Here is a 20,704-nt window from a genome sequence, read left to right on the forward strand (position 1 = left end):
ATGTCGCTTGCTAAAGCCTCCCTGTGGACGGCGGTCAGTACGCTGGTAAAAATTGGCGCCGGACTGCTGGTGGTGAAACTACTGGCCGTCTCTTTTGGCCCGGCGGGCGTGGGACAAGCGGGTAACTTCCGCCAGATGATCACCGTGCTGGGCGTATTGGCTGGCGCCGGGATATTTAACGGCGTTACCAAACTCGTCGCACAACATCATGATGACCCGGCGCAGTTACGTACCGTGGTGGGAACCTCCTCCGCGATGGTATTGGGGTTCTCTACGCTGCTGGCGCTGGTCTTCCTGCTGGCGGCGGCGCCGATTAGCCAGGGATTGTTCGGTCACACGGACTATCAAGGGCTGGTGCGTCTGGTTGCACTGGTACAAATGGGGATCGCCTGGGCGAACCTGCTGCTGGCGCTAATGAAGGGCTTTCGTGACGCGTCGGGTAATGCCTTATCGTTAATTGTCGGCAGCTTTTTGGGCGTCGCCGCCTGGTATCTCTGCTACCGTGTCGGCGGCTATGAAGGCGCTCTGCTTGGCCTGGCGCTGGTGCCGGCGCTGGTAGTAGTACCTGCCGGTATAATACTGATTAAGCGCGGCACCGTCCCGCTACGCTATCTCAAGCCCTCCTGGAACAACGGTCTGGCAGAGCAGCTCAGTAAATTTACCCTGATGGCGCTGATTACCTCCGTTACGATGCCGGTCGCCTATGTGATGATGCGAAACCAACTGGCCGCGCACTATAGCTGGAGCGATGTCGGGATCTGGCAGGGCGTAAGCAGTATTTCTGACGCCTATCTGCAATTTATCACCGCCTCCTTCAGTGTTTACCTGTTACCCACGCTCTCACGCCTGACGGAAAAACAGGACATTACGCGTGAAGTGGTAAAAGCGCTGAAATTTGTTTTACCGGCGGTTGCGGCGGCGAGTTTTACCGTCTGGCTACTGCGCGATTTTACTATCTGGCTGCTTTTTTCCGCCAAATTCACCGCGATGCGCGATCTGTTCGCCTGGCAGTTAGTGGGCGACGTGCTGAAAGTCGGCGCCTATGTTTTCGGTTATCTGGTGATTGCCAAAGCGTCGTTGCGATTTTACATTCTGGCTGAAATTAGCCAGTTCATTCTGTTAACGGCGTTCGCTAACTGGCTGATTCCCGCTCACGGCGCGCTGGGTGCGGCACAGGCTTATATGGTCACCTATATTGTCTATTTTTCACTTTGTTGCGGCGTATTTTTACTCTGGCGTAGGCGAGCATGACTGTACTGATTCACGTCCTGGGATCGGATATCCCTCACCATAACCACACCGTGCTGCGGTTTTTCAATGATACGCTGGCTGCCACAAGCGAGCACGCGCGCGAATTTATGGTTGCCGGTGAAGATAACGGCTTCACGGAAAGCTGTCCGGCGCTCTCGCTTCGTTTTTATGGCAGTAAGAAAGCGCTGGCGCAGGCGGTTATCGCCAAAGCGAAAGCAAATCGTCGACAAAGATTCTTCTTTCACGGTCAGTTCAACACCAGTCTGTGGCTGGCGCTGTTAAGCGGCGGTATTAAGCCAGCCCAGTTTTATTGGCATATCTGGGGCGCGGATCTCTACGAAGTGTCCAACGGGCTGAAATTCCGCCTTTTCTACCCGCTTCGTCGTATCGCGCAGGGGCGAGTAGGGGGCGTATTCGCGACGCGCGGCGATCTCAGCTATTTTGCGCGCCAGCACCCGGGCGTACGCGGCGAGTTGCTCTATTTTCCGACGCGCATGGACCCTTCCCTGAATGCTATGGCAAAAGAGCGCCAACGTGCGGGGAAATTGACCATTTTGGTAGGGAACTCCGGCGATCGCAGTAACCAACACATTGCGGCGTTACGGGCGGTGTATCAGCAGTTTGGTGATACGGTAAACGTGGTGGTGCCGATGGGCTATCCGGCCAATAACCAGGCCTATATTGATGAGGTTCGTCAGGCCGGCCTGGCGCTATTTAGCGCCGAAAATCTACAAATTCTTAGCGAAAAAATGGAATTTGATGCCTATCTTGCGCTATTGCGTCAGTGCGACCTCGGTTATTTTATTTTTGCCCGACAACAGGGGATTGGGACGTTGTGTCTGCTAATTCAGGCCGATATCCCGTGCGTACTGAATCGCGACAATCCTTTCTGGCAGGATATGGCGGAACAGCATCTGCCCGTCCTGTTTACCACGGACGATCTTAATGAGCAGGTCGTGCGCGAGGCGCAGCGTCAGCTCGCATCGGTAGATAAAAGCGGCATCACCTTCTTTAGCCCCAACTACCTGCAACCGTGGCATAATGCGTTGAGAATCGCCGCAGGAGAAGCCGAATGAGTTTAATGCAATTCAGCGGGCTGCTGGTGGTCTGGCTGCTCTCTACGCTGTTTATCGCCACGCTGACCTGGTTTGAATTCCGCCGCGTGCGTTTTAACTTCAACGTTTTCTTTTCGTTGCTGTTTTTGTTGACCTTCTTTTTTGGTTTTCCGCTAACCAGCGTGCTGGTATTTCGTTTCGACGTTGGCGTCGCGCCGCCGGAAATCTTATTGCAGGCTCTATTATCCGCCGCCTGTTTCTACGGCGTATATTACGTGACCTATAAAACGCGTTTACGCAAACGCGTTGTGGATGTACCACGCAAGCCGCTATTTACCATGAACCGGGTGGAAACCCACCTTACCTGGGTGATCCTGATGGGCATCGCGCTGGTGAGCGTGGCGATTTTCTTTATGCATAACGGCTTTTTGCTGTTCCGGCTGCACTCCTACAGCCAGATATTTTCCAGCGAAGTCTCCGGCGTGGCGTTAAAACGGTTCTTCTATTTCTTCATTCCGGCGATGCTGGTGGTCTATTTCCTGCGCCAGGACAGCAAAGCGTGGCTGTTCTTTCTGGTGAGCACCGTCGCGTTTGGTCTGTTGACCTACATGATTGTCGGCGGCACGCGCGCTAACATCATTATTGCGTTTGCTATCTTCCTGTTTATCGGCATTATTCGGGGCTGGATCAGCCTGTGGATGCTGGCGGCGGCGGGCGTGCTGGGGATTGTCGGTATGTTCTGGCTGGCGCTCAAACGCTACGGATTAAATGTGAGCGGCGATGAGGCGTTCTATACGTTTCTTTATCTGACGCGCGATACCTTTTCGCCGTGGGAGAATCTGGCGCTGCTGTTGCAAAATTACCACAATATCGATTTTCAGGGGCTGGCCCCTATCGTGCGTGATTTCTACGTCTTTATTCCCACCTGGTTATGGCCGGGGCGACCCAGTATCGTGCTGAATTCTGCGAATTACTTCACCTGGGAAGTCCTGAACAACCATTCTGGCCTGGCGATATCGCCAACGCTTATCGGATCGCTGGTGGTTATGGGCGGGGCGCTGTTTATTCCGCTCGGCGCGATCGTCGTCGGGCTGATTATCAAATGGTTCGACTGGCTGTATGAACTGGGTAACCGGGAGCCCAATCGCTATAAGGCGGCGATTCTGCACAGTTTCTGCTTTGGCGCCATCTTTAATATGATTGTGCTGGCGCGAGAAGGGCTGGATTCGTTTGTTTCGCGCGTGGTTTTCTTCCTGGTGGTTTTTGGCGCCAGCCTGCTGGTCGCTAAGCTTCTGTTCTGGTTATTTGATAGCGCCGGACTGATTCATAAACGTACAACTTCGCTCCCTCAGGCACAGGTGGAAGGAAAACTATGACCAATAATGCCGCTGCGCCCCTTTACTCGCTGCGCGGGTTACCTCTGATTGGCTGGCGCGACATGTCACACGCGCTGAATTATCTGTTTGCCGATGGTCAACTGAAGCAAGGCACGTTGGTGGCGATCAACGCCGAAAAGCTGCTGACGGCGGAAGATAATCCGGAAGTCCGCGCGTTGATAGGGGCGGCGGAATTTAAATATGCCGATGGCATCAGCGTGGTGCGTTCAATACGTAAAAAATTTCCGCAGGCGCAGGTTTCTCGTGTGGCTGGCGCCGACCTTTGGGAAGCGTTAATGGCGCGCGCGGGGAAAGAAGGCACACCGGTATTTCTTGTCGGCGGCAAGCCTGAGGTGCTGGCGCAGACGGAAGCAAAACTGCGGACGCAGTGGAACGTCAATATTGTGGGTAGCCAGGATGGTTACTTTACGCCGGAGCAGCGTCAGGCGCTATTTGCGCGTATCCATGCCAGCGGCGCGAAAATTGTCACCGTCGCGATGGGATCGCCAAAACAGGAATTACTCATGCGCGATTGTCGGGAAGTGCATCCCCATGCGTTATATATGGGGGTGGGCGGGACCTATGATGTGTTTACCGGTCACGTCAAACGCGCCCCAAAAATATGGCAGAACCTGGGGCTGGAGTGGTTGTATCGTCTGCTTTCGCAACCGAAGCGTATTACCCGCCAGATGCGTCTGCTGCGCTACCTTCGCTGGCACTATACTGGCGATCTCTAATTCTCCCTTCTGATGACTTGAGCAGCGGATTGTGCTTATGGCGCTGCTCATTTACAACATAATCGATGATTTATTACACAATAAGTGCATTTTTTTAATGCTCCATTTGCCATTTGTCCAAATTTAAGAAAATATTCGCAACAATCGATGTACCCATAACAATAACCGGTACTACCGGAACCGTTGCAAACACGACATGAGGATTTATGGCAGAGAAAAAACCGGAGCTACAGCGTGGGCTGGAAGCTCGTCATATTGAATTGATTGCCCTCGGGGGCACCATCGGCGTCGGACTCTTTATGGGCGCCGCCAGTACGCTGAAATGGGCGGGCCCGTCAGTGCTGCTGGCGTATATCATCGCCGGATTGTTCGTCTTTTTCATCATGCGTTCGATGGGGGAGATGCTCTTTCTGGAACCTGTTACCGGCTCCTTTGCCGTGTACGCCCACCGGTATATGAGTCCTTTTTTTGGCTATCTTACCGCCTGGTCATACTGGTTTATGTGGATGGCGGTCGGGATCTCGGAAATTACCGCCATTGGGGTCTACGTCCAGTTCTGGTTTCCGGAGATGGCGCAGTGGATACCGGCGCTGATTGCCGTCGGACTGGTCGCGTTGGCGAATCTGGCTGCGGTGCGCCTGTATGGTGAAATCGAGTTCTGGTTTGCGATGATCAAAGTCACCACGATTATTGTGATGATCATCATCGGTCTGGGGGTGATTTTCTTCGGCTTTGGTAACGGCGGCCAGGCGATTGGCTTTGGTAATCTGACCGAGCATGGCGGCTTTTTTGCCGGCGGCTGGAAAGGCTTTCTGACCGCATTATGTATCGTGGTGGCCTCTTATCAAGGGGTTGAGTTGATCGGTATTACCGCCGGTGAAGCGAAGAATCCGCAGGTGACGTTGCGTAGCGCGGTGGGTAAGGTGCTGTGGCGTATCCTGATTTTTTATGTTGGCGCGATTTTCGTGATCGTCACCATTTTCCCGTGGAATGAGATTGGCAGCAACGGCAGTCCCTTTGTGCTCACCTTTGCGAAAATCGGCATCACCGCCGCGGCAGGCATTATCAACTTTGTCGTGCTGACGGCGGCGCTCTCCGGCTGTAACAGCGGAATGTATAGCTGTGGGCGTATGCTTTACGCGCTGGCGAAAAACCGTCAACTGCCGGCGGCAGTCGCGAAAGTCTCTCGCCACGGCGTGCCGGTCGCGGGCGTGGCGCTCTCTATTTTGATTTTGCTGGTAGGTTCTTGCCTGAACTACATCATCCCCAATCCGCAGCGCGTCTTTGTTTACGTTTATAGCGCCAGCGTACTGCCGGGGATGGTGCCGTGGTTTGTCATTCTGATTAGCCAACTGCGCTTTCGTCGGGCGCATAAAGAAGCGATTGCGGATCATCCTTTTCGTTCCATTATGTTTCCGTGGGCGAACTATTTGACGATGGCGTTTCTGGTTTGCGTTTTAATCGGCATGTACTTTAATGAAGATACGCGCATGTCGCTGTTTGTCGGCGTCATCTTCCTGCTGGCCGTCACGCTGGTCTACAAAGTTTTCGGCCTGAATCGTCACGGAACCGCCCACAAGGTGGGGGAATAAGCGCCAAAATGCGCAAAGCATAACCAAACGCGCATTTTATTTAAAAAGGCACTGGACAGCGGGGTGTGAAGTCCGTATTATCCACCCCCGCAACGGCGCTAAGCGCCCGTAGCTCAGCTGGATAGAGCGCTGCCCTCCGGAGGCAGAGGTCTCAGGTTCGAATCCTGTCGGGCGTACCATTTATTTAGGTGCTTGAGCTGCGGTGGTTTAATACCGCGTAAAAAGTTTCAGTGGTGGCTATAGCTCAGTTGGTAGAGCCCTGGATTGTGATTCCAGTTGTCGTGGGTTCGAATCCCATTAGCCACCCCATTAATATAGAGTTGTGAAACGCGAAGGTGGCGGAATTGGTAGACGCGCTAGCTTCAGGTGTTAGTGTCCTTACGGACGTGGGGGTTCAAGTCCCCCCCCTCGCACCACGACTCAATGAATTGAACTAAAAATTCAAAAAAGCAGTATATCGGCGAGTAGCGCAGCTTGGTAGCGCAACTGGTTTGGGACCAGTGGGTCGGAGGTTCGAATCCTCTCTCGCCGACCAATTTTAAACCCCGCTTCGGCGGGGTTTTTTGTTTTCTGTTCCTTTTCAACCCCTTATCCCGCACGTGTTGCCATTATGATTTGTTGGCGATATCCCAAGCTTCATTTGTCGCTATTCGGTGACGAGTAATCTATTGATTTATAATCACTTTGTAAAAAGCATCCTGTTCTGTCTCCGCCGGGCGACACGCTAAAACCTCGCCAGCAGCGGGGGGATGTCAATCGCGTGAATTCTCTACGTTTTTTTAACGCCTGCGCCTGTTTTTTAGCGGTGCAAAGATGGCACGTTATGTGCAATAATGTACGGGTAGATGCTCATTCCATCTCTTATGTTCGCCTTCTGGCCTCATAAACTCAGGAATGATGCAGAGCCGTTTACGGTGCTTATCGTCCACTGACAGATGTCGCTTACGCCTCATCAAACACCCTGGACACAACGTTGAGTGAAGCACCCCTTTATGTTGTCATACAGACCTGTTTTGACGCCTGCCCCTTAACCGGGCAGGCGTTTTTTTATGCATCCCGAATGATTTTGTGTAGGCGGTAAGCCCGGTAAGCGAAGCGCCACCGGGCAAGAGGGAATTACTGCGGGGGATTGTTCTGTAATGTCAGCATCAAGCCGTCGCGCCGCATGGCGGCAGCCTCTTCCGGTTGATGCAGTCGATCAAGCGCATCGGCAAGCCAGGCATAATCATACGCGTCCGGGCGTTGTTTTAGCGCGGCGCGGAAAGCCAGAGTCGCCTCCTGCCATTCACCGTGTTTCATTAGCGACTGGCCGAGCGTGCTCCATAACAGCGGGCGATCGCCTACCGTCTTGATTTGCTGACGCAGCACTTTCTCCAGTTGTTCCGGATTATTGGTTCTGAGGCGAGGAATGGGCAGCACCAGCCGATCGTCATACTGGCGTTTCAGACCGTCGATGATAATCTGCTGCGCCATATCATGATCGTCACATTCGATCAGATGCTCGGCCATCGCGACCTGCAGCGCCACCTGATAGCGGGTTTTACGGCTTTGGTTTTTCCACCAGGTGCGTAATCCTTCGCTGCCCTGCTCGGCGCGCGCCTGATCCATGAGTCCTATCCACGCCTGTTGTTCGAGCATGGCGCGATGCGCTTCATCGCCGACGTGCGCTTTCGCCATGGATGGGATGATATCCAGTAAAGAACTCCATGCGCTGGTGCGAATATAGGCCTGCTCCGCCAGACGCAGAACTTCCGGGTGACGCGGCGTGACCTCCAGCAGTTTGTCCACGCCGTGACGCGCCGCGTGATTTTCATTGCGCGCCAGCTGTAAGCGCACGCGCGTGATCTCGACCGGGATGGTGTCGTTCCCCGCCAGCTCTGCCGCACGTTCAAGGTGCTGATTAGCGCGTGCTTCATCGCCGCGCTGCTGCGCCGCTTCTGCCGCCAGCAGATAATTGACCACCGGTTGTTCAGCATGGTCGGCATTTTTTGACATCAGCTTTTCAACCTGCTGATAGTCGCCCTCCGCCAGCTTCAGCAGCGCTTGTTCGGTCTGCTTGCGGGCGCGACGGCGTTTACGACCGGCAAACCAACCGCGGGTGTGTGCGCCGGTACGAAACAGACGGCGTAGTAACCACTCAATGGCGAATAGCACCACCATAGCGACGATGAGAATGATCGCCAGTCCGGTGACGCTGGTTTCAATGTTGTAGGTATCGGTCTGGATTAACACATAGCCCTGGTGACCGGCTATCATCGGGCCGACCACGATACCCGCGAGCAACAACACAAAGAGCAATAATACTTTTAGCATCATTATTCTCCTTGCGGCGCGGCTGCCGGAGCGTCTGTCTGCGTGGCAGGCGCTGCCGTAGAGACTGTCGGTTGCGCCAGCAGATTACGCACGCGGGTTTGCATCAGTTTTTCAAGAATCGCCTGGCTTCCCAGGGTTTCCGGCAGATCCATCGTAATATTTTGCTGGCTTAATTTATCGACCTCCTCCAGGAAGGCTTTTGTCGCGGCGTCGTCAGTATCGTAATAAGCGCGAACCCAGGTCGAAACGTTATCCAGCGCCTGACGGTATGTTTCTTCCTGATGGCGTGGCACGGCCTGCGCGGCGACTAACAGGCGGGAGCGAATATTTTCGCGTAAATAGACGTCCTGGTTGGGCGCCAACAGCGGTACGGCGGTATCATCGCGGCGGCGAATGGTAATAAAGCTGTCCATAAAGTTCTGCCAGCTTTTTTGCAGGTTAACGCGCCATTCGCTTAACGAGCTGGACAGCTCGCTGCTGTCTGAATCCATCGGCGAACCATCGGTATCGTTATCCGCCAGACGCAGGTTATCGATTTGGTTAGAGAGCTGATTGAGCTTGAGAATAATGCCGTCGTAGTCGATCTGCGCAACGGATGACAGGCTGGCGATATCGTCAGTAATCGCGCGTCGTGCGGTAATCAGGCTGGGGTCATTCATGTCCGCCAGACTGGCGTCAGCGCTTTTGAGCAGCGCAGCGGCGGTAGTGACGTCCTGATCGCTCCATAGCTTGCGTCCGGCGAGTTTCACCAGGAAATCAGCCTGCGCCAGCAGCCAGGTTTTAGCATCGCTGCCGGAAATGGTGGCGACTTTTTGTTGTACTTCATCAAGCTGTTTCGCCAGCGCCGCCTGTTGGCGATTCGCGTCTTCTAACTGCGCCGCTTGTTTTTTGATAATCTCTTCCAGCTCCGCTTTTTGGCTCTCCTGCGCCTTTTGCAAGGCGGTCAGTTGCGTCGCCAGCGCATCGCTGGTTTCCGTTTGCGCGGTTGCTTGCTGTTTCCCCCAGCCATAAAGCCCAATACCTGCCGCCAGGGCAATCGCGATCGCCACCGCGCTTAATACCAGCGCGGCGCCGTTCTTACTTTTTTTCTCGGTATTAACTGGCTGTGGCGTGGTTTCCACGCTCTCCCTGGTCTCATCAACCACGGCGGAGGATTTTTCTTGTTCCGTCATTATGGCATCCCATTATGAGAGTTATTGTAATGCGCGCAACAGCGCATCGTTGTCGGCGTTATCAGCGACCTTAATATCTTGCCAGCCCAGCTCCCGGGCAAGGTGCGCCAGACGTTCACTGACGACCAATAGCCGACAGCGTAGTAACCAGTGCTCACGATACCACTCGGGAGTCAGCGACCAGAGCCGTTGCAACATCTCGCCGCTGGTAACAACAAGCGTTGTTACGCCGCGAGTATGCCAGCGCATCGCTTCTTCCGCGCCATCGTAATGTTTCGCACATCGTTGATAACATTCACAAAAACTGACTTCGGCTCCGCGAGCTGTCAGGGTTTCGCCCAGCAGTTCGCGGCCGCCATTGCCACGCAAAATCAGCGCGCGTTTGCCCGCAATATTTTGTAATTCAGGTAATTGTAGCAAGGCTTCGCTGATTTCCCGATCCAATGGATAACGAATATCGAACCCGCTAACGGTATGAAGGGCGAGCGCCGTGGTGCGGCCAATCGCGAAATAGCGCGGCGACGCAGGCCAGTTTCGGCCATCCCGCTGGAGCTGGGCGTGAGCAAAGGCGACGGCGTGCTGTGAAAGGGCAAAAACCAGATCGTTTTCCGTCAGCGTCGCCAGGCGGTCGGCCAGGGTGGGTAGCTCCCGGCCGGCGACAAATTCAATCAGTGGAAAACTCCAGGCCACCTGCCCCAGTGCGCGCAGACGGCTCACTAACGCTTCCCCTGCGGGAGAGGGGCGGGTGATCAGAATACTCATGCGGGCGTCTCGCCGTTATAAACTTCTGTCAGAATCGCGCGTGCGCCGTTTTCCAGCAGTTCCTCTGCAAGCGAGATGCCCATTTGCTCCGCCTGCTCGGGAGAACCACGACGTTCGCCGCGCACCATCACCGAACCGTCCGGTGCGCCAACCAGCGCGCGTAACCAAATTTCACCGTTGATGATTTCTGCATAGCTGCCAATCGGCACCTGACATCCGCCTTCCAGGCGGGTGTTCATAGCGCGTTCCGCCGTTACACGTAGCGCGGTTTGCGAGTGATTCAACGGTGCGAGCAGCGCCTGTGTTCGCGCGTCGTCAAGACGACACTCAATCCCGACGGCGCCCTGGCCTACGGCAGGAAGCGAAACGTCGGGCGGCAAGGCTGTGCGAATGCGCGACTCCAGACCTAAGCGTTTCAGACCGGCCACGGCCAGGATAATGGCGTCATAGTCGCCGTTATCCAGCTTGCCGAGACGTGTGCCGACGTTGCCGCGCAACGAACGGATAATGAGATCCGGACGGCGTTCCGCCAGTTGACACTGTCGACGCAAACTGGACGTCCCGACGATACTACCCGCGGGCAGATCGTCCAGACTGTGATATTTATTCGAGACAAACGCGTCGCGCGGATCTTCGCGCTCGCAAATGGTCACCAGACCGAGACCGTCCGGGAAGGCCACCGGAACGTCTTTCATTGAGTGCACGGCGATATCAGCGCGTTTTTCCAGCAGCGCGATTTCAAGCTCTTTAACAAACAGTCCCTTACCGCCCACTTTCGCCAGGGGAGTATCGAGAATCACGTCGCCGCGTGTGACCATCGGCACCAGTTCTACCGTCAGTCCCGGATGGGTTGCCATCAATGCGTCTTTGACATAATGTGCCTGCCAAAGCGCAAGGGGACTTTGGCGTGTGGCAATTCTTAAAACATTGTCTAACATGCTTGTTACCGTCATTATCAATCATTGACCATCCTAACATCCTTATAGAGAGTATGTTAGTTTTCCGGTCACCGTGAGTGAGAGGATAAGGCGCAGTGTCGTCAATGACAGTGAATAATGACGAGAAACCGCCAGCCCGTATTTAAGAATTTACACGCAGCGAACGGTGCTACACTTGTATGTAGCGCATCTTTCTTTACGGTCAATGAGCAAGGTGTTAAATTGATCACGTTTTAGACCATTTTTTCGTCGGTATTAGATAAAAATATGCAGGCGAGAAAGGGTAACGGTTATTTTTGACATACGGTTTATCCCGAATGGCGACGGTGAAGTACTGACCTGCACCATGACGGGTAGCAACATCAGGCGATACGTCTTGTACCTCTATATTGAGACTCTGAAACAGAGACTGGATGCCATAAATCAACTGCGTGTGGATCGCGCGCTTGCTGCCATGGGACCCGCTTTTCAGCAGGTTTACAGTCTTCTGCCGACATTATTGCACTATCACCATCCACTGATGCCGGGTTACCTTGATGGTAACGTTCCCAGCGGTATTTGCTTCTACACGCCTGATGAAACCCAACGCCACTATCTGAACGAACTTGAGCTGTACCGCGGTATGACGCCGCAGGATCCGCCGAAGGGCGAGTTGCCGATTACCGGCGTTTACACCATGGGCAGCACCTCCTCGGTCGGGCAGAGCTGCTCGTCCGACCTGGATATCTGGGTGTGCCATCAGTCCTGGCTCGACGGCGAAGAGCGTCAGTTGCTGCAACGTAAGTGTAGCCTGCTGGAAAGCTGGGCCGCCTCGCTTGGCGTTGAGGTGAGCTTCTTCCTAATCGACGAGAACCGTTTCCGCCATAACGAAAGCGGCAGTCTGGGCGGGGAAGACTGTGGTTCTACGCAGCATATCCTGTTGCTTGATGAGTTTTATCGTACCGCTGTGCGCCTGGCCGGGAAGCGTATCCTGTGGAGCATGGTGCCGTGCGACGAAGAAGAGCATTACGACGACTATGTCATGACGCTCTACGCGCAGGGCGTATTAACGCCAAACGAATGGCTGGATCTGGGGGGCTTAAGCTCGCTCTCCGCCGAAGAGTACTTTGGCGCCAGCCTGTGGCAGCTATACAAGAGCATTGACTCGCCGTACAAAGCGGTGCTGAAAACGCTGTTGCTGGAAGCCTATTCATGGGAATACCCCAACCCACGTCTGCTGGCGAAAGACATTAAACAACGTCTGCATGACGGTGAAATCGTGTCGTTTGGACTCGATCCCTACTGCATGATGCTGGAACGGGTCACTGAATACCTGACGGCGATTGAAGATCCGACGCGGCTGGATTTAGTCCGCCGCTGCTTTTACCTGAAAGTGTGCGAGAAATTAAGTCGCGAGCGCGCCTGCGTAGGCTGGCGTCGGGAAGTATTAAGCCAGTTGGTCAGCGAGTGGGGATGGGACGACGCGCGTCTGACCATGCTCGATAATCGCGCAAACTGGAAAATCGATCAGGTGCGCGAAGCCCACAACGAATTGCTCGACGCAATGATGCAAAGCTATCGTAATCTGATTCGCTTTGCGCGGCGCAACAACCTCAGCGTGAGTGCCAGCCCGCAGGATATCGGCGTACTGACGCGTAAGCTGTACGCGGCGTTTGAAGCGTTGCCGGGTAAAGTCACGCTGGTGAACCCGCAGATATCGCCGGATCTGTCTGAGCCGAATTTAACCTTTATCCATGTGCCGCCGGGACGTGCCAACCGTTCAGGCTGGTATCTCTACAACCGCGCGCCGAACATGGATTCCATCATCAGCCATCAGCCGCTGGAATATAACCGTTATCTTAATAAGTTGGTCGCGTGGGCGTGGTTCAACGGCCTGCTGACGTCGCGAACGCATCTGTTTATTAAGGGCAACGGTATTGTCGACCTGCCTAAGTTGCAGGAGATGGTCGCCGATGTTTCGCACCATTTCCCGCTGCGCTTGCCTGCTCCGACGCCGAAAGCGCTCTACAGCCCCTGTGAAATTCGCCATCTGGCGATTATCGTTAACCTCGAATATGACCCGACGGCGGCGTTTCGCAATAAAGTGGTCCATTTTGACTTCCGTAAGCTGGACGTTTTCAGCTTTGGCGAAGAGCAAAACTGTCTGATAGGCAGTATCGACTTGTTATATCGCAACTCGTGGAACGAAGTGCGTACTCTGCACTTTAACGGCGAGCAGGCGATGATCGAAGCGCTGAAAACGATTCTGGGGAAAATGCACCAGGATGCCGCGCCGCCGGATAGCGTGGAGGTGTTCTGCTACAGTCAGCATCTTCGCGGTCTGATTCGCACCCGCGTGCAGCAACTGGTCTCCGAATGTATCGAGCTACGTCTTTCCAGCACCCGTCAGGAGACCGGTCGCTTCAAGGCGCTGCGGGTTTCCGGGCAGACGTGGGGGCTATTCTTCGAACGCTTGAATGTCTCGGTGCAGAAGCTGGAGAACGCTATCGAATTCTACGGCGCGATTTCGCATAACAAGCTGCACGGGCTGTCGGTACAGGTGGAAACCAACCAGGTGAAATTGCCGTCAGTGGTGGATGGCTTCGCCAACGAAGGGATTATCCAGTTCTTCTTTGAAGAAACGGGCGATGAGAAAGGCTTTAATATTTATATTCTGGATGAAAGTAACCGGGCGGAAGTGTATCACCACTGCGAGGGTAGCAAGGAAGAACTGGTGCGCGACGTCAGTCGCTTCTATTCGTCATCGCACGATCGCTTCACGTATGGCTCCAGTTTTATCAACTTTAACCTGCCGCAGTTCTACCAGATAGTGAAAACCGATGGCCGCGCGCAGGTGATCCCATTCCGTACGCAGCCTATCAACACCGTGCCGCCAGCAAACCAGGATCATGACGCGCCGCTATTGCAGCAGTATTTTTCGTAAGTGCTGCGCCGGGCAAAGCTGCCCGGCCGGCGTTCACCGCTTCACATTAACTTCACCCAACTTCGTTACCGTGACCTCCGCATTTGGTTTACAGGAGGAGGTTTGAGGTGGCAGATGCGTTCATTTTGTTAGGGATAGTCATGGCGATGGTCAGCCTCGGCTTCATTCTTATAAATAAGTTATTCTGTTTTATATCTGCTGGGTGCCTGCTCTCGCTATGCGCCAGCATGGCCAGTTTGCAACTCTGGGATGCGTCTTACTGGGGGCGATGGGGAAAAGTATGCCCCGGCCTGGATGTGATCATCTCCTGCGACAATTACCATTTTCTCTATGACCTGGGATGGGGATTGTACGGTATCGCCTTTTTGTTTTTTATCGCGTTAATGCTCACATGTGCGGCCATTATTCTTATCAATATGGTTATGGCTTTAGAGCGATACTGTGCCGGATGGCGGCGCTAACGCGCCTTATCCAGCCTACATTCGAAGAATGCTCATTGAGCGGAACAAGGTTTAGACAATATTTTTTCTTATACAATTTATGTAGTAATATTCAGACCGTTCAAAACGCTATCGCGTTCTTCATTGTTTTCGTAAATATGTTTTGAAAAACCATATTAGAAACAAAAGCTCTTTAATGGTTTCTTATGGATGTTTTTATAAAAGGATATTATATGTCAATAAACAACCCTATTCTTATTTACGTGAATAAGAAACGACAAATAAAATTAGCTCTGTTTTATTCAGTGGTAGCTATAGCTCTTATGATGAGCCTCTTTCTAAATTATAGTATTATGCTAAAGATGGTGTGTGTTTTTTTAATACTCCTCATGATAGCAGGCGCAAGTGCTTACTGGTACTCTGCCTTTTCAGGAAAGCCACAGCTAACGTTGAACCAGGAGGGAGTAACATTACACACAACCAGACTACCAATAGTTTACTGGCATGAAATCGACTATGTTGGTGAGCGTGTTAGCGATAATACGCCTGTGCTGGCCGTTTTTGTCAAAGATGTTGAGCTTTATTGTCAGCGAATTACTAATGAGAAAATGCGTAATAATTTTCTGTCATTATTGAATAAGCATGAAAGTAATCGCGTGATGAATATCTCTCTAAACGATCTCGATTATGACTCGGATGAGTTACAGGATATTTTTAAAATGGCTGTTGCCAGAAACCTGGAACAATAGGGTAGAGATATATGTTTTTTGTTATTACTCACCATATTGATGTGCTGCCTCTGGCAACCCTACCCACACATGAAACATGCCCTTATTGTAATAATCAGGATGTATGGTTGATTATTCGCCAAAAAAGGACCCGTACATGTGGTTTGTCTCAAGCGAGAAAAAGAGATAAGTTTGGTTTAGCGATATGCAAGCATTGCAGCAATGAAATCAAGGAAAAACGTTGGTCACCAGCGTTACGTCAACTTTTTACCGAGCAGAAGCCACTATTTAATCTAACCTTTTGGCAACGCTACGGTTTTTGGGTTGGTTGGTTGAGTGTATGGCCCGCGCTGTTTCTGGCAACCTGGCTGTATTTCACATTTCGGGGTTGGTAATACGACCGCATATCTCGTTAAATATATGCAGGAAAGCGCTATTCTTCTGGCTCTCCTGCGGAATTAAAACTTAGCGAAAACTCACCTTTTCACCCGCTTGCTGCGTCGCCGCCTGCTCCAGCAGCTCCCAGAAGGTTTCGCCGCTGCGATCGCAAATCCACTCGTCACCTTTCAGGTCAAAGTGATAGCCGCTCTGTTTGGTCGCCAGCCATACCTGGTGCAACGGCTCCTGACGGTTAATAATGATCTTACTGCCGTTCTCAAAGCTGAGGGTCAGCACGCCGCCGTTGATTTCGCAGTCGATATCGCTATCGCCGTCCCAGCTATCGAGGCATTCTTCAATGGTGAGCCACAGGGCGTCAGCCAGGCGATGAAATTCACTGTCGTTCATTGTTTTATCTCGCTATTGAGTGATAGCGCCAGTATAAGGGGAAGCGTCAGCTTCTGGAACCGATACGAATTACCGTTGTGAGCGGTAAAGGATAAAACCCAGCGGTAGATAAATGACGATAAATAGCGCACTGGTGATAAGTATGACGGACGCGTTAACCGGGAAATGGTTCAGAGCCGACAGCATTGCCACCATCAGCGCGACGCAGCCGCCGCAGAGGAGAAAATGCAACAGGATTAAGGGGGCGCGCGGCTTTGCTTTGATATCCAAAAGAGCGCTAAGCAGACCGAGTACCGCGCTTATCGTCAGGACTCCGGCAGCTTCAACACCGTTTATCGTGCCGTGCATAACGCTTTCAACAATGACGTAAATGCATGAACCGATCCCCACGCCCCGAAGGGCGTTTTTCAGATGTTTATTCAAACGCGCAAAACGGTTTAGCGGCGTCATTTTTGGCATTCCTGCGCCTGCGTTATGATGATGATATCTTTATTATTGGTGTACATGACGTTCCTATTCAGAGTATGCGTCTTATCCGGGCAGGGGGATGCTGTTCGGTAAAGCTGGCTGCCAATCCACGTATAAACATAGCGGTTGTCATACGCAAAACGCTTGGTGACTTTTAGCGTCCCATTGATGCTAAAGACATGAATACCCTGACCTTGCTGGCTATCACGCATAAAATAGCCATGCTCTTTTCCGGCGTTAATTTCCCGGTTCAGGAAGGGGGCTGGGCTATCCAGTTCCAGCCCTGATTTGCCGGGTTAATCAATGAATTGGGTAACCGACGCAGGCGTTTGAAATTCACCTCCGGCAACGAAAGATTGTTCTCCTCTTCTGGCTGGAGATAAACCACGCCGCTGCCTTGCCGTTGATAAACATTGTGCGGAGATTCACTCAGCCGGCATCCCCAGGCGGGAGGTAGCAGAAGTGAAAGCGAAAAAAGGCAAAACAAATTACGATATTGCATAAGGTCATCCGGACGTGGTACGTAAACCTAAAGTGATGAGCAAAGCATGTTTCCTGATGTAAATGCGCAATAATCATGGCAACGCGCCGCTTTTCAGATTTTATAAAGAGCCCCTAAACGCTTGCTTTTACGCCTTCTCCTGCGATGATAGAAAATAGAAAGCATGAACTTACAGGCAATCCATAATGAAAAACGTGTTTAAGACACTCGCTGTACTTCTGACTCTGTTCAGCCTGACGGGCTGCGGTTTGAAAGGGCCGCTTTATTTCCCGCCAGCCGATAAAAATGCGCCGCCGCCGACGAAAAAAGTCGATTCGCAAACGCAGTCCACGATGCCCGATAAGAACGATCGCGCAACGGGAGATGGCCCGTCCCAGGTCAATTACTGAGGATAGTTTTCTGTCCCCGCGTGAACGGAGTGAATGATGCAATTCTCTAAAATGCATGGCCTTGGCAACGATTTTATGGTCGTCGACGCGGTAACGCAGAATGTCTTTTTTTCGCCGGAACTGATTCGTCGGCTATCCGACAGACACTTGGGCGTAGGGTTCGATCAGCTGCTGGTGGTTGAGCCGCCCTATGATCCTGAGTTGGACTTTCATTACCGCATCTTCAACGCCGACGGCAGTGAAGTCTCGCAGTGCGGCAATGGCGCGCGCTGTTTCGCGCGATTTGTTCGCCTGAAAGGGCTAACCAATAAACGCGACATTCGGGTCAGTACCGCGAATGGCCGGATGGTACTGAGCGTCACGGAAGATGAACTGGTACGCGTCAATATGGGCGAGCCAAACTTTGAACCCGCGCAGGTGCCTTTTCGCGCCAACAAAGCGGAAAAGACGTATATTATGCGAGCGGCGGAACAGACCATATTGTGCGGCGTGGTTTCAATGGGTAATCCGCACTGTGTCATTCAGGTTGATAACGTCGACACGGCGGCCGTTGAAACACTGGGGCCGGTTCTGGAAAGCCATGAGCGTTTTCCGGAACGCGCCAACATTGGTTTTATGCAGGTTGTAAGACGTGAGCATATCCGGCTGCGAGTCTATGAACGCGGCGCAGGGGAGACCCGCGCGTGCGGCAGCGGCGCGTGCGCTGCCGTTGCCGTGGGGATTCAGCAGGGGCTGCTGGCTGAAGAAGTACGCGTGGAATTACCGGGCGGTCGGCTGGATATCGCCTGGAAAGGTCCGGGTCATCCGTTATACATGACTGGTCCGGCGGCACATATCTACGACGGATTTATCCATTTATGAAGCAACCAGAGGAAGAACTACAGGAAACGCTCACGGAACTGGACGATCGAGCGGTCGTCGATTACCTGCGCCACCACCCTGAGTTTTTTATCCGTAACGCCCATGCCGTGGAAGCGATGCGTGTTCCACATCCCGTGCGGGGAACGGTTTCGCTCGTTGAGTGGCATATGGCCCGCGCGCGTAATCACATCAATGTGCTTGAAGAAAATATGACGCTGCTGATGGAACAGGCTCATGCCAATGAAAGCCTGTTTTATCGCTTGCTGCATCTGCAAAGCCGTCTGGTCGCCGCGGATAGTCTGGATGAGATGCTGGTGCGGTTTCACCGCTGGGCGCGCGATTTGGGGCTTGCCGGCGCGACGCTGCGTTTGTTCCCGGATCGGTGGCGTCTTGGCGCGCCATCGCGCTATACGCATCTGGCTTTAAACCGTCAGGCCTTCGAGCCGCTGCGTATTCAACGACTGGGACAGTCGCAGCATTATCTTGGCCCGCTAAACGGCCCGGAACTGCTGGTGGTCTTGCCGGAGGCGAAGGCTGTAGGCTCGGTAGCTATGTCGATGATGGGCAGCGATGGCGACCTCGGGGTGATTCTCTTCAGCAGCCGTGACCCGCACCACTATCAGCCGGGGCAGGGGACGCAGCTTTTACAGGAGATCGCGCTGATGCTGCCGGAACTGCTGGAACGCTGGATTAAACGCGTATGACGGATGTCGCGCTTTCTCTGGATGTCTCGCGGTTCCTGCGCTATTTAGACGTGGAGCGCCAGCTTAGCCCCATTACCCTGCTGAACTACCAGCGTCAGCTTGATGCCATTATCGCTTTAGCCGGAGAAACCGGGCTGAAAAGCTGGCAACAATGTGACGCTGCGATTGTGCGCAGTTTTGCGGTGCGCAGTCGGCGCAAAGGGCTTGGCCCTGCCAGTCTGGCGCTACGTCTCTCGGCATTGCGAAGCTTTTTTGACTGGTTAGTCAGTCAGGGCGAATTGAAAGCTAACCCGGCGAAGGGCGTCTCCGCACCGAAAGCGCCGCGTCATCTGCCGAAAAATATTGATGTCGACGACGTTAACCGCCTGCTGGACATCGATCTTAACGATCCGCTCGCCGTACGTGACCGGGCGATGCTGGAGGTCATGTACGGCGCGGGGCTGCGTTTATCCGAACTGGTTGGCCTGGATATAAAGCACCTCGATCTTGATACCGGCGAAGTGTGGGTAATGGGTAAAGGCAGCAAAGAGCGACGCCTGCCGATTGGCCGTAACGCGGTGACGTGGATTGAGCACTGGCTGGATCTGCGCGGCCTGTTCGCCAGCGATGAAGAGGCGTTATTCCTGTCGAAGCTCGGCAAGCGTATCTCCGCGCGCAATGTCCAAAAACGGTTCGCCGAATGGGGCATAAAGCAGGGGCTAAACAGCCACGTGCATCCACATAAGCTGCGCCATTCGTTCGCGACCCATATGCTGGAATCGAGCGGCGATCTGCGCGGCGTGCAAGAGCTGCTGGGTCATGCCAACCTTTCCACTACCCAAATTTATACTCATCTTGATTTTCAACATCTTGCTTCAGTGTACGACGCGGCGCATCCGCGCGCTAAACGGGGGAAATAATGCGTTTTTACCGGCCTTTGGGGCGTATTGCCGCGCTCACCTTTGACCTGGATGATACCCTTTATGATAACCGTCCGGTGATTTTGCGTACTGAGCAGGAAGCGCTCGCTTTTATGCAAAATTATCACCCGTCGCTACGTTCGTTTCAAAACGTCGATTTACAGCGGATACGGCAGGCGGTGCGTGAAGCGGAGCCGGAAATCTATCATGACGTTACCCGCTGGCGCCATCGTGCGATAGAGCAGGCCATGCGGGATGCGGGATTATCGGCGCAGGAGGCCATTGCCGGCGCGAATGCGGCGATGATGCATTTTGCCAAATGGCGCAGCCAGATTGAGGTTCCGCAGGCTACCCATGAGACGTTACAGCAGCTTGCGAAAAAATGGCCGCTGGTGGCGATCACTAACGGCAATGCCCAGCCGGAACTGTTTGGCCTCGGCGATTACTTTAAGTTTGTACTGCGCGCCGGCCCGGATGGACGTTCCAAGCCGTTTAGCGACATGTATTTCCTGGCGGCGGAAAAACTGCATGTGCCGATCGGCGAGATCCTGCATGTCGGCGATGATCTGACTACCGATGTGGCTGGCGCTATTCGCTGTGGGATGCAGGCCTGCTGGATTAAACCTGAAAATGCCGACCTGATGCGGACGCAGGACAGCCGTTTACTGCCGCATATCGAAATTTCGCGGTTGGCATCTCTCACCTCGCTGATATAATCACCAGTAGTTCTGTATAAATTCCCAGTTATTCTGGCGGATGGCGCTATGCTTATCCGCCCTACGATAAGTAGCCCCGGTAAGCGAAGCGC

Annotated in this window: 21 protein-coding genes, 4 tRNA genes and 1 pseudogene; 18 read left to right on the top strand and 8 right to left on the bottom strand. The window is 53.3% G+C overall.

Going from position 1 to position 20,704, the window contains the following annotated elements:
• From wzxE to J4685_RS21025, 9 genes are all read left to right on the top strand, one after another.
• Positions 1–1,251, top strand: a complete 1,251-nt coding sequence (gene wzxE, locus J4685_RS20985; RefSeq protein ID WP_000050287.1) for a lipid III flippase WzxE — start codon at positions 1–3, stop codon at positions 1,249–1,251.
• On the top strand, positions 1,248–2,327 hold the full coding sequence (locus J4685_RS20990; RefSeq protein ID WP_000217201.1) for a TDP-N-acetylfucosamine:lipid II N-acetylfucosaminyltransferase: 1,080 nt from the start codon (positions 1,248–1,250) through the stop codon (positions 2,325–2,327). Before wzxE ends, J4685_RS20990 begins: the two co-directional genes overlap by 4 nt.
• Positions 2,324–3,682 (top strand): ECA oligosaccharide polymerase, encoded by a 1,359-nt coding sequence (gene wzyE, locus J4685_RS20995; protein ID WP_000055605.1) that lies wholly within the window; start codon positions 2,324–2,326, stop codon positions 3,680–3,682. The genes J4685_RS20990 and wzyE overlap by 4 nt, the downstream gene beginning before the upstream one ends.
• Positions 3,679–4,419, top strand: coding sequence for a lipopolysaccharide N-acetylmannosaminouronosyltransferase (gene wecG / locus J4685_RS21000; RefSeq protein WP_000183626.1), 741 nt, complete (start codon positions 3,679–3,681; stop codon positions 4,417–4,419). Before wzyE ends, wecG begins: the two co-directional genes overlap by 4 nt.
• 206 nt (positions 4,420–4,625) lie before the next feature.
• Positions 4,626–6,011, top strand: a complete 1,386-nt coding sequence (gene thrP / locus J4685_RS21005; protein ID WP_000818378.1) for a bifunctional threonine/serine APC transporter ThrP — start codon at positions 4,626–4,628, stop codon at positions 6,009–6,011.
• A gap of 102 nt (positions 6,012–6,113) precedes the next feature.
• Positions 6,114–6,190 (top strand) — tRNA-Arg (locus J4685_RS21010).
• A gap of 54 nt (positions 6,191–6,244) precedes the next feature.
• Positions 6,245–6,320 (top strand) — tRNA-His (locus J4685_RS21015).
• A gap of 20 nt (positions 6,321–6,340) precedes the next feature.
• Positions 6,341–6,427 (top strand) — tRNA-Leu (locus tag J4685_RS21020).
• 42 nt (positions 6,428–6,469) lie between these two features.
• Positions 6,470–6,546: transfer RNA gene (locus J4685_RS21025), tRNA-Pro, on the top strand.
• 581 nt (positions 6,547–7,127) lie between these two features.
• Here J4685_RS21025 and hemY read toward each other — a convergent pair.
• The 4 genes from hemY to hemC are packed head-to-tail and all read right to left on the bottom strand — an operon-like array spanning position 7,128 to position 11,196.
• Entirely contained in the window at positions 7,128–8,324 is a 1,197-nt protein-coding gene (gene hemY / locus J4685_RS21030; RefSeq protein WP_011233216.1) for a protoheme IX biogenesis protein HemY, read from the bottom strand.
• Positions 8,325–8,326: 2 nt separating this feature from the next.
• Positions 8,327–9,496: a uroporphyrinogen-III C-methyltransferase gene (gene hemX, locus J4685_RS21035; RefSeq protein WP_000138955.1), complete on the bottom strand. Its 1,170-nt coding sequence runs from the start codon at positions 9,494–9,496 to the stop codon at positions 8,327–8,329.
• Positions 9,497–9,517: 21 nt separating this feature from the next.
• Positions 9,518–10,258 carry a uroporphyrinogen-III synthase gene (hemD, locus tag J4685_RS21040; RefSeq protein WP_000025494.1) on the bottom strand — a complete coding sequence of 247 codons (741 nt, stop codon included), beginning with the start codon at positions 10,256–10,258 and terminating at the stop codon, positions 9,518–9,520.
• Positions 10,255–11,196, bottom strand: a complete 942-nt coding sequence (gene hemC / locus J4685_RS21045; RefSeq protein WP_001521319.1) for a hydroxymethylbilane synthase — start codon at positions 11,194–11,196, stop codon at positions 10,255–10,257. Before hemC ends, hemD begins: the two co-directional genes overlap by 4 nt.
• Positions 11,197–11,572: 376 nt before the next feature.
• Between hemC and cyaA the strand changes: the two genes are divergently transcribed.
• The 4 genes from cyaA to J4685_RS21065 all read left to right on the top strand — a co-directional run bounded on the left by cyaA (position 11,573) and on the right by J4685_RS21065 (position 15,682).
• Entirely contained in the window at positions 11,573–14,119 is a 2,547-nt protein-coding gene (gene cyaA / locus J4685_RS21050) for a class I adenylate cyclase (protein WP_000281717.1), read from the top strand.
• 107 nt (positions 14,120–14,226) lie between these two features.
• Positions 14,227–14,580 (top strand): hypothetical protein, encoded by a 354-nt coding sequence (locus J4685_RS21055; RefSeq protein WP_000752581.1) that lies wholly within the window; start codon positions 14,227–14,229, stop codon positions 14,578–14,580.
• Between the two features lie 185 nt (positions 14,581–14,765).
• Positions 14,766–15,308 (top strand): STM3941 family protein, encoded by a 543-nt coding sequence (locus J4685_RS21060; protein WP_001727010.1) that lies wholly within the window; start codon positions 14,766–14,768, stop codon positions 15,306–15,308.
• Positions 15,309–15,319: 11 nt separating this feature from the next.
• Positions 15,320–15,682, top strand: a complete 363-nt coding sequence (locus J4685_RS21065) for a hypothetical protein (RefSeq protein ID WP_001641751.1) — start codon at positions 15,320–15,322, stop codon at positions 15,680–15,682.
• A 70-nt stretch (positions 15,683–15,752) separates the two neighbouring features.
• Here the strand turns inward: J4685_RS21065 and cyaY are convergent, their stop codons facing one another.
• The 4 genes and pseudogenes from cyaY to J4685_RS21085 all read right to left on the bottom strand — a co-directional run bounded on the left by cyaY (position 15,753) and on the right by J4685_RS21085 (position 17,043).
• On the bottom strand, positions 15,753–16,073 hold the full coding sequence (gene cyaY, locus J4685_RS21070; RefSeq protein ID WP_000999916.1) for an iron donor protein CyaY: 321 nt from the start codon (positions 16,071–16,073) through the stop codon (positions 15,753–15,755).
• Between the two features lie 69 nt (positions 16,074–16,142).
• Complete coding sequence (locus J4685_RS21075) at positions 16,143–16,532, bottom strand: DUF3021 family protein (RefSeq protein ID WP_001125565.1); 390 nt, start codon at positions 16,530–16,532, stop codon at positions 16,143–16,145.
• Positions 16,520–16,822: pseudogene (locus tag J4685_RS21080) on the bottom strand (hypothetical protein); the annotation flags it as partial. The gene J4685_RS21075 and the pseudogene J4685_RS21080, both read right to left, overlap by 13 nt.
• Complete coding sequence (locus tag J4685_RS21085; protein ID WP_001594384.1) at positions 16,792–17,043, bottom strand: hypothetical protein; 252 nt, start codon at positions 17,041–17,043, stop codon at positions 16,792–16,794. The pseudogene J4685_RS21080 and the gene J4685_RS21085, both read right to left, overlap by 31 nt.
• Before the next feature lie 185 nt (positions 17,044–17,228).
• On the opposite strand from J4685_RS21085, the gene lptM reads away from it, so the two are divergent.
• Genes lptM through yigB form a run of 5 tightly spaced genes read left to right on the top strand, consistent with a single transcriptional unit; the run spans position 17,229 to position 20,612 of the window.
• On the top strand, positions 17,229–17,432 hold the full coding sequence (gene lptM / locus J4685_RS21090; RefSeq protein ID WP_000799903.1) for an LPS translocon maturation chaperone LptM: 204 nt from the start codon (positions 17,229–17,231) through the stop codon (positions 17,430–17,432).
• A gap of 36 nt (positions 17,433–17,468) precedes the next feature.
• A complete protein-coding gene (gene dapF / locus J4685_RS21095) occupies positions 17,469–18,293 on the top strand; it encodes a diaminopimelate epimerase (protein ID WP_001160671.1) in 825 nt (274 codons plus the stop codon).
• Positions 18,290–18,997, top strand: a complete 708-nt coding sequence (locus J4685_RS21100; RefSeq protein WP_000812763.1) for a DUF484 domain-containing protein — start codon at positions 18,290–18,292, stop codon at positions 18,995–18,997. The genes dapF and J4685_RS21100 overlap by 4 nt, the downstream gene beginning before the upstream one ends.
• Positions 18,994–19,896 (top strand): tyrosine recombinase XerC, encoded by a 903-nt coding sequence (xerC, locus tag J4685_RS21105; RefSeq protein ID WP_000132867.1) that lies wholly within the window; start codon positions 18,994–18,996, stop codon positions 19,894–19,896. The genes J4685_RS21100 and xerC overlap by 4 nt, the downstream gene beginning before the upstream one ends.
• Positions 19,896–20,612 (top strand): 5-amino-6-(5-phospho-D-ribitylamino)uracil phosphatase YigB, encoded by a 717-nt coding sequence (gene yigB, locus J4685_RS21110; protein WP_001213560.1) that lies wholly within the window; start codon positions 19,896–19,898, stop codon positions 20,610–20,612. Before xerC ends, yigB begins: the two co-directional genes overlap by 1 nt.
• Positions 20,613–20,704: the final 92 nt, after the last annotated feature.

Source organism: Salmonella sp. 32100201201700099SM (genome assembly GCF_017572645.1).
Classification (GTDB): Bacteria; Pseudomonadota; Gammaproteobacteria; order Enterobacterales; family Enterobacteriaceae; genus Salmonella; species Salmonella enterica.

What these genes read in the sequence shown, in the direction of transcription:
- wzxE (WP_000050287.1), top strand. Translation starts at nt 1, where the DNA reads ATGTCGCTTGCTAAAGCCTCCCTGTGGACGGCGGTCAGTACGCTGGTA.
- J4685_RS20990 (WP_000217201.1), top strand. Translation starts at nt 1,248, where the DNA reads ATGACTGTACTGATTCACGTCCTGGGATCGGATATCCCTCACCATAAC.
- wzyE (WP_000055605.1), top strand. Translation starts at nt 2,324, where the DNA reads ATGAGTTTAATGCAATTCAGCGGGCTGCTGGTGGTCTGGCTGCTCTCT.
- wecG (WP_000183626.1), top strand. Translation starts at nt 3,679, where the DNA reads ATGACCAATAATGCCGCTGCGCCCCTTTACTCGCTGCGCGGGTTACCT.
- thrP (WP_000818378.1), top strand. Translation starts at nt 4,626, where the DNA reads ATGGCAGAGAAAAAACCGGAGCTACAGCGTGGGCTGGAAGCTCGTCAT.
- hemY (WP_011233216.1), bottom strand. Translation starts at nt 8,324, where the DNA reads ATGCTAAAAGTATTATTGCTCTTTGTGTTGTTGCTCGCGGGTATCGTG.
- hemX (WP_000138955.1), bottom strand. Translation starts at nt 9,496, where the DNA reads ATGACGGAACAAGAAAAATCCTCCGCCGTGGTTGATGAGACCAGGGAG.
- hemD (WP_000025494.1), bottom strand. Translation starts at nt 10,258, where the DNA reads ATGAGTATTCTGATCACCCGCCCCTCTCCCGCAGGGGAAGCGTTAGTG.
- hemC (WP_001521319.1), bottom strand. Translation starts at nt 11,196, where the DNA reads ATGTTAGACAATGTTTTAAGAATTGCCACACGCCAAAGTCCCCTTGCG.
- J4685_RS21060 (WP_001727010.1), top strand. Translation starts at nt 14,766, where the DNA reads ATGGATGTTTTTATAAAAGGATATTATATGTCAATAAACAACCCTATT.
- J4685_RS21065 (WP_001641751.1), top strand. Translation starts at nt 15,320, where the DNA reads ATGTTTTTTGTTATTACTCACCATATTGATGTGCTGCCTCTGGCAACC.
- cyaY (WP_000999916.1), bottom strand. Translation starts at nt 16,073, where the DNA reads ATGAACGACAGTGAATTTCATCGCCTGGCTGACGCCCTGTGGCTCACC.
- J4685_RS21075 (WP_001125565.1), bottom strand. Translation starts at nt 16,532, where the DNA reads ATGCCAAAAATGACGCCGCTAAACCGTTTTGCGCGTTTGAATAAACAT.
- J4685_RS21085 (WP_001594384.1), bottom strand. Translation starts at nt 17,043, where the DNA reads ATGCAATATCGTAATTTGTTTTGCCTTTTTTCGCTTTCACTTCTGCTA.
- lptM (WP_000799903.1), top strand. Translation starts at nt 17,229, where the DNA reads ATGAAAAACGTGTTTAAGACACTCGCTGTACTTCTGACTCTGTTCAGC.
- dapF (WP_001160671.1), top strand. Translation starts at nt 17,469, where the DNA reads ATGCAATTCTCTAAAATGCATGGCCTTGGCAACGATTTTATGGTCGTC.
- J4685_RS21100 (WP_000812763.1), top strand. Translation starts at nt 18,290, where the DNA reads ATGAAGCAACCAGAGGAAGAACTACAGGAAACGCTCACGGAACTGGAC.
- xerC (WP_000132867.1), top strand. Translation starts at nt 18,994, where the DNA reads ATGACGGATGTCGCGCTTTCTCTGGATGTCTCGCGGTTCCTGCGCTAT.
- yigB (WP_001213560.1), top strand. Translation starts at nt 19,896, where the DNA reads ATGCGTTTTTACCGGCCTTTGGGGCGTATTGCCGCGCTCACCTTTGAC.